This is a genomic window from Bradyrhizobium sp. KBS0727 (assembly GCF_005937885.2).
Taxonomy (GTDB): domain Bacteria; phylum Pseudomonadota; class Alphaproteobacteria; order Rhizobiales; family Xanthobacteraceae; genus Bradyrhizobium.
The window spans coordinates 6,365,825-6,379,315 of the sequence record NZ_CP042176.1; the positions used below are offsets into that span (position 1 = coordinate 6,365,825).

General features: G+C 63.3%; 18 protein-coding genes. 2 read left to right on the forward strand and 16 right to left on the reverse strand.

The genetic code is table 11. The features are described from left to right. Positions 1–24 precede the first annotated feature (24 nt). The gene (locus tag FFI89_RS29790; RefSeq protein ID WP_138831063.1) at positions 25–318 is read right to left on the reverse strand and encodes a hypothetical protein; all 294 of its coding nucleotides are present in this window, start codon (positions 316–318) and stop codon (positions 25–27) included. Positions 319–432: 114 nt separating this feature from the next. Here FFI89_RS29790 and FFI89_RS29795 point away from each other — a divergent pair, with 114 nt between their 5' ends. Further along, positions 433–1,398: a glyoxylate/hydroxypyruvate reductase A gene (locus tag FFI89_RS29795; protein WP_138831064.1), complete on the forward strand. Its 966-nt coding sequence runs from the start codon at positions 433–435 to the stop codon at positions 1,396–1,398. Between the two features lie 456 nt (positions 1,399–1,854). Here the strand turns inward: FFI89_RS29795 and FFI89_RS29800 are convergent, their stop codons facing one another. The 5 genes from FFI89_RS29800 to FFI89_RS29820 all read right to left on the reverse strand — a co-directional run bounded on the left by FFI89_RS29800 (position 1,855) and on the right by FFI89_RS29820 (position 5,589). Beyond that, positions 1,855–2,847, reverse strand: coding sequence for a tripartite tricarboxylate transporter substrate binding protein (locus FFI89_RS29800; RefSeq protein WP_168213097.1), 993 nt, complete (start codon positions 2,845–2,847; stop codon positions 1,855–1,857). A 227-nt stretch (positions 2,848–3,074) separates the two neighbouring features. Next, positions 3,075–3,413, reverse strand: a complete 339-nt coding sequence (locus FFI89_RS29805) for a monooxygenase (protein ID WP_138831066.1) — start codon at positions 3,411–3,413, stop codon at positions 3,075–3,077. A 77-nt stretch (positions 3,414–3,490) separates the two neighbouring features. Beyond that, the gene (locus tag FFI89_RS29810) at positions 3,491–4,054 is read right to left on the reverse strand and encodes a hypothetical protein (RefSeq protein ID WP_246669296.1); all 564 of its coding nucleotides are present in this window, start codon (positions 4,052–4,054) and stop codon (positions 3,491–3,493) included. A 144-nt stretch (positions 4,055–4,198) separates the two neighbouring features. Next, positions 4,199–4,843 (reverse strand): dihydrofolate reductase family protein, encoded by a 645-nt coding sequence (locus FFI89_RS29815; RefSeq protein ID WP_138831068.1) that lies wholly within the window; start codon positions 4,841–4,843, stop codon positions 4,199–4,201. 89 nt (positions 4,844–4,932) lie between these two features. Beyond that, positions 4,933–5,589 (reverse strand): TetR/AcrR family transcriptional regulator, encoded by a 657-nt coding sequence (locus tag FFI89_RS29820; RefSeq protein WP_138831069.1) that lies wholly within the window; start codon positions 5,587–5,589, stop codon positions 4,933–4,935. 121 nt (positions 5,590–5,710) lie between these two features. Between FFI89_RS29820 and FFI89_RS29825 the strand changes: the two genes are divergently transcribed. Further along, positions 5,711–6,355: a glutathione binding-like protein gene (locus FFI89_RS29825; RefSeq protein ID WP_138831070.1), complete on the forward strand. Its 645-nt coding sequence runs from the start codon at positions 5,711–5,713 to the stop codon at positions 6,353–6,355. Positions 6,356–6,411: 56 nt separating this feature from the next. Here FFI89_RS29825 and FFI89_RS29830 read toward each other — a convergent pair whose 3' ends face one another. The 10 genes from FFI89_RS29830 to FFI89_RS29875 form a co-directional block, all read right to left on the reverse strand. Further along, entirely contained in the window at positions 6,412–6,879 is a 468-nt protein-coding gene (locus FFI89_RS29830) for a nuclear transport factor 2 family protein (protein WP_138831071.1), read from the reverse strand. Positions 6,880–6,958: 79 nt separating this feature from the next. After that, on the reverse strand, positions 6,959–7,405 hold the full coding sequence (gene ybgC / locus FFI89_RS29835; protein ID WP_138831072.1) for a tol-pal system-associated acyl-CoA thioesterase: 447 nt from the start codon (positions 7,403–7,405) through the stop codon (positions 6,959–6,961). Positions 7,406–7,410: 5 nt separating this feature from the next. Beyond that, positions 7,411–7,785, reverse strand: coding sequence for a type II toxin-antitoxin system VapC family toxin (locus FFI89_RS29840; RefSeq protein ID WP_246669297.1), 375 nt, complete (start codon positions 7,783–7,785; stop codon positions 7,411–7,413). Next, positions 7,782–7,973, reverse strand: coding sequence for a type II toxin-antitoxin system VapB family antitoxin (locus FFI89_RS29845; RefSeq protein WP_138831073.1), 192 nt, complete (start codon positions 7,971–7,973; stop codon positions 7,782–7,784). Before FFI89_RS29845 ends, FFI89_RS29840 begins: the two co-directional genes overlap by 4 nt. Before the next feature lie 64 nt (positions 7,974–8,037). Then, positions 8,038–8,952, reverse strand: coding sequence for a metallophosphoesterase (locus FFI89_RS29850; RefSeq protein ID WP_138831074.1), 915 nt, complete (start codon positions 8,950–8,952; stop codon positions 8,038–8,040). A gap of 100 nt (positions 8,953–9,052) precedes the next feature. Beyond that, positions 9,053–9,922, reverse strand: coding sequence for a DUF6869 domain-containing protein (locus FFI89_RS29855; protein ID WP_138831075.1), 870 nt, complete (start codon positions 9,920–9,922; stop codon positions 9,053–9,055). Between the two features lie 113 nt (positions 9,923–10,035). Further along, positions 10,036–11,085 (reverse strand): Holliday junction branch migration DNA helicase RuvB, encoded by a 1,050-nt coding sequence (gene ruvB / locus FFI89_RS29860; protein ID WP_138831076.1) that lies wholly within the window; start codon positions 11,083–11,085, stop codon positions 10,036–10,038. Further along, positions 11,082–11,699: a Holliday junction branch migration protein RuvA gene (gene ruvA, locus FFI89_RS29865; RefSeq protein ID WP_138831077.1), complete on the reverse strand. Its 618-nt coding sequence runs from the start codon at positions 11,697–11,699 to the stop codon at positions 11,082–11,084. Before ruvA ends, ruvB begins: the two co-directional genes overlap by 4 nt. A gap of 160 nt (positions 11,700–11,859) precedes the next feature. Next, entirely contained in the window at positions 11,860–12,387 is a 528-nt protein-coding gene (gene ruvC, locus FFI89_RS29870) for a crossover junction endodeoxyribonuclease RuvC (protein WP_138831078.1), read from the reverse strand. A 197-nt stretch (positions 12,388–12,584) separates the two neighbouring features. Beyond that, entirely contained in the window at positions 12,585–13,331 is a 747-nt protein-coding gene (locus tag FFI89_RS29875; protein ID WP_138831079.1) for a YebC/PmpR family DNA-binding transcriptional regulator, read from the reverse strand. Positions 13,332–13,491: the final 160 nt, after the last annotated feature.

Genomic DNA, 13,491 nt, shown 5'->3' on the forward strand with positions numbered 1-13,491 from the left:
TCGAAACGCGTGGATTGCAGCGAATTACCAGTAGACGCCATAGCGCGCGGCGATGCGGCGGGCCTTGGCCTCGTCGCCCTCATAGCTGTGGCGGGCGTGGGTCTGGCCACGGGATTTCGAGGCCTGCTTCCTGGTGGATTCCGGCCTGGCGGTGTCGGTGGTTGCCGCCTCCGGCTTGGTCTCCGCGGGGGCGGTGGTCGCGGCGGCGGCCGGCGTGTCGTTGGCCGCGAGAATCAGGCTGCGGTCGCCGGCCTGCGCCGAAACCGAGGCAGAAACCGAGGCAAGGGCGAAAGCCGAAATCAGGATCAGTTTGCGCATGTGAAATCTCCCGTTGTCTGATGAAATGAGGGTAAGGAACTGGTTCAATCCGTTATGTGATACAGGTCACGCTGACGACGGGACGAAGAAGAAGGCCAAGAAGAAGGAATGCCAATGAACAAGGGTGCGCTCGCTCTGCTGGTGCATGGCGGGACCGAGAACTGGTCGCCGCAGCGGTGGAAGAACCGGTTCGACGATGTCTGCGAGGGGCGACGCGTGCTGCAGTTGCCGGATGCGACTTTCGATCCGGCCGAGGTGCATTACGCCGCGGTCTGGAAGCCGCATCCGGGGGAACTCGCCGCGTTCCCCAATCTGCGTGTCATCTTCAATCTCGGCGCCGGTGTCGATGCCCTGATGGCGGACAGCTCGCTACCCGATGTGCCGCTGGTGCGCGTCGCGGTCACTGACCTGACCGAACGCATGACGGAATACGTCGTGCTGCATGTGCTGATGCATCACCGGCAGGAGCTGTACTTGCGGGAGTCGCAGCGCGCCAAGCGCTGGGCGCCGAAATCGCAATGGGCGGCCGGCGCGATCTCGGTCGGCGTCATGGGGCTCGGCACACTGGGCGCCGATGCCGCCGACGCGCTGCGCCGGATCGGCTTTCGAGTCGCAGGCTGGAGCCGGAGCCCGCGACAGATCGACGGCATCGATTGCTCTCACGGCGCGCAAGCGCTGGAGCCGTTCCTGCGGCGCACCGACATCCTGGTCTGCCTGCTGCCGCTGACCCCGGACACGCGGCACGTGCTCAACCGCGATCTCTTCACCCAGCTGAACCGCACCAGCCCGCTTGGCGCGCCGGTCCTGATCAATGCCGGCCGCGGCGGGCTGCAGAACGAGGCGGACATTTTGCAATGCCTCGACGACGGCACGCTCGGCGGGGCGTCGCTCGACGTCTACGCCACCGAACCGTTGCCATCAGACAGCCGGTTCTGGACCCACCCGAAGGTGGTGCTGACGCCGCACAACGCCGCCGACACCGATCCCGATGAAATCTCAAAATACGTCGCGCAGCAGATCGAACGCTTCGAGGCCGGCGGCGCGCTGGAGAATGTGGTGGATCGCAAGCGGGGGTATTAAGACGGGCGCTGTTACACCGAAATGAGACATAAACAAATTCGACCAGTCTATGAGCTGCGAAACCGCGCTAATGGCCCGGTCCCGGCAGACCACTTGGCCTGGGCCAATCTGATCGCAGGTTGTTCGGGTTATTTGGATCAACCAAGTCTTGTCTCAAAATGAAATCGCGTCTGGCGGAAACGATTGTCGGTGGAATTTTCCGAACATCGTTGATCGGCGTAACCTTCGGATCAGCGGTCTGCGCAAAAGCAATCGTCGGGCATACCAAAGCACAAGCGACGACTAATATCATTGATCTATTCATTGTCCCCATCCTCCTGCAAATCCAGATGGTTAGGCCTGCGTACTTTTGACGTGGACAGGGTACCATCAAAATAAGCGAACAGGCAACGCACCATCACGGCACCTTGTGCTCGCATGGGCCAGCACGAGGATCTGTGAATGGCGCGAGATGCCCTACTTCGCTTCGCTCGCCTTGATCCCCGAGCTTTCAACCAGCTTTGCCACCCGCGGCATGTCGGAGGCAAACAGACGCGCGTGGGCCTCGGGTGTCAGCTCGTTGTCGGGGAATGGCACGGTTCCGAGTTCCTTCAACTTCTCCCGCAAGCTCGGATCGGACAGAGCCGCGCGGAGCGCGGAATTCAGCGCGACGACGATCTCCCTCGGCGTGCCCTTCGCGACATAGAGCCCATGCCACATCGAATAGCTGACCTCGGGCATGCCGAGCTCGGCCGTGGTCGGCACATCCTTCAACTGTTCAAGCCGTTCCGGCGACGTAATGGCGATGCCGTGAAGCGTACCGGCCTGAATCTGCGGCAGCGCGTTGGTGACCTGATCCCATAGCAGATCGATCTGCCCCGCCAGGAGATCGCCGATCGCCGGACCTGATCCGCGATAGGCCACGATGGTCGGCGTGAAACCGAGAACATTGCCCATCATGACGGCGCACAGATGGCTGTTGGTTCCGATACCGCCGTGCGCAAAGTTGGCCTTGTCGCGCTGGGTCTTGATCCAGGCCACAAAATCCTGCGGTGTCGCGCCGGGTATCGACTTACGGCCGATCAGCACCATCGGCGCGTTGTTGACGAGGCCGACCGGCTCGAACGCCGTCATCGTATCGTAGCGCAGGTTGGTGAACAGGCTGGGCGCCGCGAGCAGCGCGACGTGATTGATCAGGACCGTGGTCCCGTCGGGCGCCGATCTTGCCACACGATCGTTGGCCAGCGTGCTGCCGCCACCGACCTGGTTCTCGATGATGACGGCCTGGCCGAGCGTGCGCGACATCCGCTCGCCGATCAGGCGGGCAACGGTATCGGTGCCGCCGCCGGCCGCATAGGGAACCACCAGCGTTATGGTTTTGGCGGGGGATTGCGCGTGGGCCTGCGTCAACGGCGCGACCAGCAATAGGCCCACACCTGTAAGCGCGCTGCTCAGAAGCCGATGGATCACGATAGTGCCCTCCCAACGTGTTTCTTTTGTTTTTGCGCGCACTGCAGCAATCGAACGGGATCGCCGACCGCAAGCATCCATAGCAGCAAAGCTGGCGGAACGGATTGCGTCAAATCGTTCTGCGAGCAGCCGATCGCGCTGGCGCCTGGTCATCCGGGCAAAAGAAAAGCCGCCCTACGGCGGCTTCTCAATTGAATTTCTTTTGCTGCGCTACAGACGGCAACACGTCACGTCGCCATCTCGATCGCCTTGCCGTCGACGCGCGTCTCGTCCTTCAGATTATCGACGGTCACATGCGTATCGTACCAGGTGAGATGCGGCCGGACGCCGAAGCGCTGGGTCAATTCCGCGATGCGCTCCTCGGTAAACCAGGCTTCCGCCGATTGGCGGCTATCCCAGAGGTAGACGCCGCCGGTGCCGCTTTCGCCATTCAGGTAGTCCTTCCGGATCAAGCCTTTGTTGGCGAGGCCGCGATAGATCGGCGCGGTCGACGTGCCGCCTTTAACGGCCTGTTCTTCGGTGCGCTTGGGCAAATCAAACTGAACGACGACGATGCAATTGGCCATCAGCGGTTCCTCCGGTCTGTTGTTGTTCGCCTGACGATAGCATGCCGGCATTCCGGACGCACCGGATTCCCGGACCGTCAGCGGCGCACGCCGAACGGCGAAGCGCCGGGCAAGATGACCGCACTGTTGTCGGTGCCAGCTTGGGTAAAACTCGCCCCGAGCGACAGGCTGAGATTCGACGTCGGCTTGAATTCGACGCCGGCGCGAGCGGTATAGCCCGGGGTCGAGTTCGCGGAGGTATCGAACGGCGAGAATGGATTGGCGCCGAGGCCGGGATTGTATTTTGCCGTGTCGAACCCGGCAAAGACCGAGACGGGTGAGTTCTTGAAGTTGTAGCCGACCTGCACGCCGTCATAGGTGAACGAGGAACCGAACGAAGCAGTCTGGTTCAGGCCGCTGAGGCCGGAACCACCGAAGCCCGGGCCGCCAAGGAAGGAGTTGCTGGAAAAGCTGTAGCGCTGCATGAAGGCGCCCACACCAGCGCTGTTGTTGGCGAAGCCCGCGGAATCGCCGGTCGTATTCACGTTCGCGCCCTGATCCGCGCTCATGTTGCCGCCGAAGCCCGAAGACCAGCCCGAGGCCCAGGAGTACGGCACGCCTTGGGCATGCGCGATTGGCCCGCCCAGGCCGAGCGCTGCCAATCCAACTGCAAGGGCCAATCTGCTTGAGAAAACCGACATCCGCGCACCCGCCAAGTGTTCGGAAATTATACCGCCTGGGGATCGGGAACGCCAGCGTGGCGCGTCCTGCCGACGAGGACAGGACGACGCATTGTTCCGCGTGATCTACTTTCGCATGACGCGAACGTGAGTGGCATTCTCGCCTGTGGCGCTCTCGACACAGGCATAGCCGAGGTCCGGCAGATTGAGCCCGGAAAACAGGTTCTCTCCCGCGCCGACAAACACCGGAGCGACGGCCAGGCGAACTTCATCGAGCAGGCGCGCCTGCAGATATTGCCGGATCACCGAAGCCCCGCCGCCGATACGGATGTCCCTTGCCCCCGCGACTTGCTTTGCCCGCGCCAGCGCTGACTCAATTCCATCGGTCACGAAATGGAACACCGTGCCGCCTTCCATCTCGATCGACGGCCGCGCATGGTGCGTCAGCACGAACACCGGAACGTGATACGGCGGATTGGGTCCCCACCAGCCTTTCCAGGAATCGTCGGGCCACGGGCCACGAATCGGGCCGAACATGTTTCGGCCCATGATCCAGGCACCGATATTCTCCATCGAGCTTTTGGCGACGTCATTGTCGACGCCGGTGGCGCCGCCCGGCTGGCCGATCATCTCGTGAAACATCTGCGTTTGCCGCAGCCAAGCGGGAATTTGATCGGCGCCGACACCAAACGGATGTTGCAAGTCCTGACCCGGACCCGCCGCAAAACCATCCAGCGATATCGAAAAGGCGGAAACCCTTACTTTTACCATTCTGTCTCTCTCTTTCCTCGTGAAGCACGTCCGGGGAACGAACGGGAAAGCCGCGCGCCGACAAATTGATCGGATTTATATTTTGCGGATTACTTCGTGCCCACCATCACATCGATCGCCCCCGTCACGATCGCTTCCAATTCCTTCCGCGGCACGCGCGCGCGGGCGCGGATGGCGATGGTGTGGATGGTGGCCGAGGCCAGTTGCGCCAGCACCGCGGGATCGGCACCCTCCGGCAACTCGCCCTTTTCCTTCGCAAGCCGGAAGCAAGCGGCAAACGCCTTGTCGAGTTCGGCAAAGCCTTCCAGCACCATGGCGCGGATATCGGGATCGGCCACCGCTTCGGATGCCGCCGTCATCACCGTGAAGCAGCCGCGCGGACCGGATTCACCGGACAGGTAAATATCGAGCGCCACCGCATAGATGCGCTCAAGCCGCCGGCGGATCGGCTGCTCCTCGCGAAAGATGTCCTGCATCGCCGCGCGGGCGTCCTCGCGATAGCGCCGGTAGCTCTTGATGTAGAGCTCGCGCTTGTCGCCAAAAGCACCATAGAGGCTCGGCCGGTTCATGCCGGTAGCAGCCGAGAGATCGTCGAGCGACGTGGCGGCAAAGCCGTCTTTGCGAAACAGATCGAGCGCCTTGGCGAGCGCGATTTCAGGTTGATAGGCGCGCGGACGGCCGCGGCGCTTGGGCGCTGCGGGATCGTCGATCCGCGTCACAGGTGGCTTTTTACTTTTTTGTACCATTTCGCAAAAAATTCCTTGACCTCATTTATATTATGCGGGACAGTATAAAAATCAATCCCCGCCCGCCATCGCGCCAGGAAGGTTGATCGATCGCCCCAAAGAACCTGCCAAGGAGACATTCATGGACCTGTATTTTTCGCCGCTCGCCTGCTCGCTGGCGACCCGGATTGCGCTGTACGAAGCCGGCGCTTCCGCCAACTATCTCGAGGTCGATCCCAAGACCAAGATCGTGCAGAACGACGGCTCGGATTTTCGGAAGGTGAACCCGCTCGGGCTGGTGCCGACGCTGCGCACCGACGACGGGTTGGTGCTGACCGAGAACGCGGCGATCCTGCAATATGTCGCCGACAGCTTCCCGCAGGCCGGCATCGCCACCGGCCCGGGCATGGAGCGCAGCAAGCTGCATCAATGGCTGTGCTTCATCGGCACCGAACTGCACAAGGGGCTGTTCGTTCCGATTCTCGACAAGACCGCGCCGCCGGAGATGAAGGCCCATGTGCTGGGCAAGGGACTTTCGCGGCTCGACTATCTCGAGAACTACCTGAAGGGCCGCGAATTCCTGCTCGACCATTTCAGCGTCGCCGATGCCTATCTCGTCACCGTCATCAACTGGACGATGGCGACGCCGCCGATCGAACTGGCGAAGTGGCCGACCGTGAAAGCCTATTACGAGCGGCTGCGCACCCGTCCCAGCATCGCCAAGGCGATCGCCGAGGAGTTCGAGCTCTACAAGGCCGAACTGGCGCGGCAGAAGACGGCGGCGTAAGGCTTTATCCGTCGTCCCGGCGAACGCCGGGACGACGCCGGGGTGATGCCCTCGAACTAAAACGGGCTCTCGCCCAGTCCTGGCACGTCGGCCGGCCGCGGCCCCGGTGCGGCCCAGTGAAAGCGCCGGTCTTTTTCCGCAATCACGATGTCGTTGATGCTCGCTTCGCGGCGGCGCATCAGGCCGTGCTCGTCGAACTCCCACTGCTCGTTGCCGTAGGAGCGATACCACTGGCCGGCGCCATCGTGCCATTCGTACTGGAACCGCACCGCGATGCGGTTGCCGTCGAAAGCCCAGAGATCCTTGATCAGGCGGTAGTCGTGCTCCCTCTCCCACTTGCGGGTGAGGAACGCGACAATGGCGGGGCGGCCCTGAAACACTTCCGAGCGGTTACGCCAGCGACTGTCCTCGGTATAGGCCAGCGACACCCGCACCGGGTCGCGTGAATTCCAGGCGTCTTCCGCCATGCGCGCCTTTTGCGCGGCGGTCTCTTTGGTAAAGGGCGGCAGCGGCGGACGCGACATGGTGACCTCGGATGTGAATTGAAGCCGCCAATCTATCGCCGCGCGTAGCGTTGTCGATGGCCGTTTGCCTATCACGCGATCACGAAATCAAATCGGCCTTCATCATCTGCCGCAGCGATTTCGGGATCGGCTTCGCGCGTCCCTCGCTAATGAAGGCGACGCGCACCTCGGCGGTGACCAGCACCTCGTCGCCGCGCCGCACTTCCTGCGCCAGCGTGATCGAGGCGCCCTTCACTGCGACCGGCCATGTCACCACGTCGAGCAGATCGTCCATCCGCGCCGGCCGCAGGAAATCGAGCTGCATCGAACGCACGACAAAGGCAAAGCCCGGCGTCTCCGTCTGCGCCTCGGCAAACAGCGCGTGCTGGTCAGCACCCATCAGCCGCAGGTGATTGGTGCGCCCGCGCTCCATGAAGCGCAGGTAATTGGCGTGATAGACGATGCCGGAAAAATCGGTGTCCTCGTAATAGACGCGGACCTGCATGTGATGGCGGCCGCCGCGGATCTCGCCGTCGAGGGAAGACATCGACGCTACTCCGGAATTTCAGCGGCGAGAGACAGCGACTGCGCCGCAGCCAGCAGACGCTTGTCACGAGTCCAGATCGCCGTTTCGGGCGTCAGCGCGACAGCGGCCAACAGGTGCGCATCGACATAGCCGATGCCCGATCCCGGCAATCCTCGCACAGCAATAAACTTGAGCACCTCGTCGGTACTCGCCATGGTCGCCTTCGGAAGTGTGTTGAGATCATCGATCATTTCGGCGATTTTGGGCACGCGGCCAAGTAGCAATTCGCCAATTACAAACGGGTGCATGGCGACATCGCCACGTTCGAGCAACTGAGCCAACCGCAAATCACTCCGGCGAAAATGGTCGATCCAGATCGATGTATCGGCCAGTACCATCATTTGAAGCGGCGGCGCGGTGGCGCCTTGGCGTTCGGCTGCTTCCCTCCCATGCGCGCGAGCCGGCGTGCGGCTTCGCGCTCAACGAAGGCCTTCAATGCTTCGCGGATGACGGCAGACTTCTCCGTCACGCCGGCAAATTCCTGCGCCTTGGCAAACAATTCGTCATCGATGGCAATGGTGGTTCTCATTGGCTTATCCTCCGCATCAAATGTAACATCATTTGATGCAGAGTTCCATGCCACATATCGAGGCTTACGACACCGCCACCCCGGCCCCGCCCAGCGTCACCAGCACGATCTCCGGAGGGACACCGAGGCGGAACGGCATGATGCTGCAGCCGAGGCCGCCGGAGACGATGACATCGCAGTTCACGCGGCTGTGGCCGTAGACCAGCTTGCGGTAGCGCGTCGGCGCGATCGGCGACCAGCCGAGCATCCGCACCTGGCCGCCATGGGTATGGCCGGAGAGTTGCAGTGCGACCCGCGCCGGCACCCGCGCGGCCACGTCCGGCTCGTGGGCCAGAAGAATCAGCGGCGCATCATCGGTGACCTTTGCCAGCGTCGCGCCGAGATCGTCGACGCCGATGCGGCGCACCGGCCTGAACCGGCGCGCCGGCACATAAGCAAGTTGATCGCCGAGGCCCGCCAGCCAGAACGGCTGGCCATCCTTGGCAAGACGCTTCGCGTCGTTTTCGTAAACCGGAATGCCGGCGGCTTCGAGGGCACGGCGGGCATGGGTCGGCCCCTGCCCCTGCTGCTGCACCGCATTGTCTTCCCACCAGTCGTGATTGCCGAGAATGGCATGCACGCCGAGCGGCGCCTTCAACCCGGCAAGCACCGGCGCCCATTCGCCGGCCGGAATCAGCCGCGTGACATGGCGGTGTCCGGCGACGTAGTCGCCAAGCAGGACGATGATGTCGGCGTTCAGCGCATTGGTGCGCTCGACAATGCTGTGGATGCGATCGATCGACATCCAGGGATCGCAGGCATGAAGGTCGGCGATGGCGGCGATCTTGAGCTGGAATCCCGCCGGCCATCGCGGCGGCGAAAGGTCGTATCGCGTCACGCCAAGCCGCACGACAGGTTCGGAGAACCCGTAAGCGGTGGTCGAGACGCCAAACGCGCCCAACCCAGCCATGAATTTCAGGAAATGACGGCGTGAGAACATGTGACCACTCGTGATGCGCGAGAAGGATCGCGGCGGATTGAGCCGGAATTACGGTGGGTCTGTGCAGATCGCCTGCAGGCACCATTAGGGTGACCGCCGATCACCATTTGTTGTTCCTGACCAGCGCATCGAGCCGCGCCTTCAATTCGTCGGAAGCGCGGTAGTACCAGACGCCGCCCAACAGATCGTGGAAGCGCTTGTTGGCGGAGGCCTCGCGCTCGATGCGATCGATGGTCTCCATGCTGATGACGTCCTCGAGCGCTCCGGCCGCGAGCTGCGACAGCAACGCCGGATTGGTCTCGATCGCGAGAATCTCGACGATCAGATCGATCGCCCGGCCGGGGTCCTCCTCGCGCAGGTCGCGCTCATATTCCATCATGGCGAAATAATTGTCGTCGCGGTCGCGATCCGATTTCGAATATTGCTCGACCCAGGCCCGCGCCAGTGCCTCGACCGACATGGCCCGGCCATCGAGCGGCTGCTTCGGCCTGCGGCGGGCGGCATCGTCGGCCTGCCAGCTTTCGGCGTCGGCGATCGCGCCGATGCGGTCCTGAAATGGCTCGCCAGGTCCGAAGTAAATTCCCCCGAGCAGCCATCGCAGCTTCTCATTGTCCGTCGCCTCGGCCTCGATGCGATCGATCACCTCGGCACCCTGCGCATAGAGCAGCGACAGCATGAACTTGTCGTTGAGCTGCATCACCGTCGGCTTGTCGGCTTCCGTGCGCAGCACTTCGAACGCGAGATCGAGCGCACGGTCCGGCTGCGCGTGCGGCAGATGATCGAAATAGAGCTTTGCCGCCCAGGCGCCGGCGGTCTGGTCGCGGCGACTCAACCGCTGCAGCACGCACCACATCGACGCCAGGCCGGCGATCGGCATGGCGTTGAGGAAAGCGTCGGTCGCGTCAGGCGTGGCGAGTTCGGGCGCCGCCGCGATTGTCGCGAGCACCTTGGCATCTTCGGCTTTCGCCATACTGTTGCACTCCACGGCAAGACGGCCGGAGCGCGTGGCAGCGCCGGCGAAGTTGGCATTTGCCGTTAGTGCGTGGTTGCGACGATCCGGTTCGAAGCAGTGAATATCGGCGGCTACTCGTCGCTTTCGCCGCTACCGAACAATCCGAACTGCGCCGGGTCGCGCGCGGGTTCGGCGAGGCCGAGATGCTTGAAGGCGTGCGAGGTCAACAGCCGTCCGCGCGGCGTGCGCTGCAGATAGCCGCACTGGATCAAAAACGGCTCGATGATGTCCTCGATGGCGTCGCGCGGCTCCGACAGCGCCGCCGCCATGGTTTCGACGCCGACCGGCCCGCCGCCATAGTTCATCGCAATCGTCGTGAGATAGCGGCGGTCCATCGCATCGAGGCCGGCGGAATCGACTTCCAACGCGCTCAGCGCGTGGTCGGCGATGGCGCGGTCGACCGAACTGGCATCCGCTGCCGAGGCAAAATCGCGCACCCGCCGCAACAGCCGTCCGGCGATGCGCGGCGTTCCGCGGGCGCGACGCGCGATCTCGTTGGCGCCGTCAGGCGTCATCCCGATATTGAGCACGCGGGCGCCGCGGGTGACGATTTTTTCCAGTTCTTCCTCAGTATAGAAATTCAGCCGCACCGGAATGCCGAAGCGGTCGCGCAGCGGATTGGTCAACAGGCCTGCGCGCGTGGTGGCGCCGACCAGCGTGAACTTGGCGAGGTCGATCTTGACCGAGCGCGCCGCCGGCCCTTCGCCGATGATGAGATCGAGCTGAAAATCCTCCATCGCAGGATACAGCACTTCCTCCACCGCCGGGCTGAGGCGGTGGATTTCGTCGATGAACAAAACATCACGCTCTTCGAGATTGGTCAGGAGGGCAGCGAGATCGCCGGCCTTGGCAATGACGGGACCGGAGGTGGCGCGAAAACCGACGCCGAGTTCGCGCGCCACGATCTGCGCCAGCGTGGTCTTGCCCAAGCCGGGAGGACCGACGAACAGCACATGGTCGAGCGCTTCGTTCCGCTTGCGGGCCGCCTCGATGAAGATCGAGAGATTTTTTCGCGCCTGGGCCTGGCCGACGAATTCAGACAGCAGTTGCGGGCGCAGCGCGGTGTCGCCGACATCGTCGGAACGGCGCTCGGGCGTGACGATGCGGGAGGGCGTGTTCACTTCGCCAGTTCCTTAAGCCCCAGCCGGATCAGTTGCGCGGTCTCGGCGTTTTCACCGGCGCTGCGCGAGGCCTGCGCGATGGCGGCGGCCGCCTGCGGCTGGCCGTAGCCGAGATTGACCAGCGCCGAGATCGCGTCCGTCACCGGGCGCGGCGCGCGGTCATTGTCGATGGCGCCCGAGAGATGCACCAGCGCCGGATCGACGCTGGCAAATTGAGGCGCCTTGTCCTTCAACTCGGTGACAATACGCTCGGCCACTTTCGGCCCGACGCCGGGCGTGCGCACCACCGCGGCCTTGTCGCGCAGCGCGATCGCGTTGGCGAGTTCGGACGGCGGCAATGTCGAGAGCACGGCCAGCGCCACCTTGGCGCCGACGCCCTGCACGGTCTGCAGCAGGCGAAACCATTCGCGTTCGACGTCGCTGCGAAAGCCGAACAGTTTTATCTGGTCCTCGCGCACATAGGTCTCGATCGCGAGCACGGCGGCTTCGCCCGGCGACGGCAGCGCCTGCAGCGTGCGTGACGAGCAGTGCACCTGGTAGCCGACGCCGCCGACGTCGAGGATCACGTAATCCTCGCCGTAGGAATCGATCAGGCCCTTGAGCTTTCCGATCATGCTGTTTCTCTTCCCCTCTCCCCTTGTGGGAGAGGGTGGCACGGATGAGCGAAGCGAATTCGTGACGGGTGAGGGGTAAGCCGCAAAGTGCGGAGCCCGTGGCTACCCCCCTCCCCAACCCTCCCCCACAAGGGGGGAGGGAGAAAACACAGCTTTCCGATCATAGGCTCGCCACCTTCAGCCGCAGCGCCGTGCTGGCGCGGTGATGGGCATGCGTGATCGCGATCGCCAGCGCGTCGGCGGCGTCGGCCGATTTCGGCTCGGCCTTCGGCAGCAGGATCTTCAGCATCACCGCGATCTGGCTCTTGTCGGCATGCCCGGCGCCGACCACGGTCTTCTTGACCTGGTTGGGCGCATATTCCGCGACCGCGATGCCGAACATCGCCGGCGCCAGCATCGCGACCCCGCGGGCCTGGCCGAGTTTCAGCGTCGCTACGCCGTCCTTGTTGACAAAGGTCTGTTCGACCGCGGCCTCCGCCGGCTTGAAATCGCCGAGCACCGCGGCCAACCCTTCATGGATCGCCAGCAGGCGGCTCGCCAGCGGCAGGTGGTCCGGCGGCTCCACCGAGCCGCAGCCGATGAAGACCAGCCGGTTGCCCTCGGTCTCGATCACGCCCCAGCCGGTACGGCGCAGGCCGGGGTCGATGCCGATGATCCGGACGGGTTGGCGAATCGGTGGGGTTGTCATGGCCTAGTGATAACGCCAGACCATCGTGAACGAAACATAAACAAACCGCCGTCCCCTACCGGAGTATCACACCGCACGTCATCCCCGCGGAAGCGGGGATCCAGTACGCCGCGGCCTGTCGGTTCAATGTCAGTCTCTGGAATACTGGATCGTCCGGTCGACGACGACCGCTGAATTTGGAGCCGGCATCGAGGTCTCTACCCGCCCATCTTGGCGACCAGCGCGTCCGAAATCTCGAAATTGGCGTAGACGTTCTGGACGTCGTCGTGCTCGTTCAACAGGTCCATCAGCTTCAACAGCTTCTCGCCGACTTCGTCCTCGACCGCGATGGTGTTTTGCGGCTTCCAGGTCAGCGCCGCCTTGCGGGCTTCGCCGAACTTCGCTTCCAGTGCTTTCGCGACTTCGCGGAAAGTTTCTTGCGAGGCGTAGATCTCGTGGCCGTTTTCGCTGGAGATCACGTCGTCGGCGCCGGCCTCGATCGCGGCGTCCAGCATCGCGTCGTCGGACGCGACCTTGGCGTCATATTCGATGATGCCGGTGCGATCGAACATGAAGGCGACCGAGCCGGTTTCGCCGAGATTGCCACCGGATTTGGTGAAGTAGGTGCGGATATCGGAGGCGGAGCGGTTGCGGTTGTCGGTCAGCGCCTCGACGATGATGGCGACGCCGCCGGGCCCGTAACCCTCGTAGCGGATTTCGTCGTAGTTCTCGCTGTCGCCGCCGGTCGCCTTCTTCACGGCGCGCTCGATATTGTCCTTCGGCATGTTTTCCTGGCGCGCCGCGATGATGGCCGCGCGCAGCCGCGGGTTCATCGCCGGGTCCGGGGTGCCCAGTTTCGCGGCTACGGTGATTTCCCGCGCCAGCTTGCCGAACACCTTCGACTTCTGGGCGTCCTGCTTGCCCTTGCGGTGCATGATGTTCTTGAATTGGGAATGGCCGGCCATGCGATGGTCTCTTGGATTCGTCCGGAGGGATTTCGGGTGAAAGCGCGGCCTTATAGGCCGGTGACCGGCCAAAATCAAAGATTTGCCCCGGGTTCCCTAGGGGAACCCGTGCGGCCTGCCGGAATATGAGGCAGTTGTTAACCATGACTTCATGCTCGGA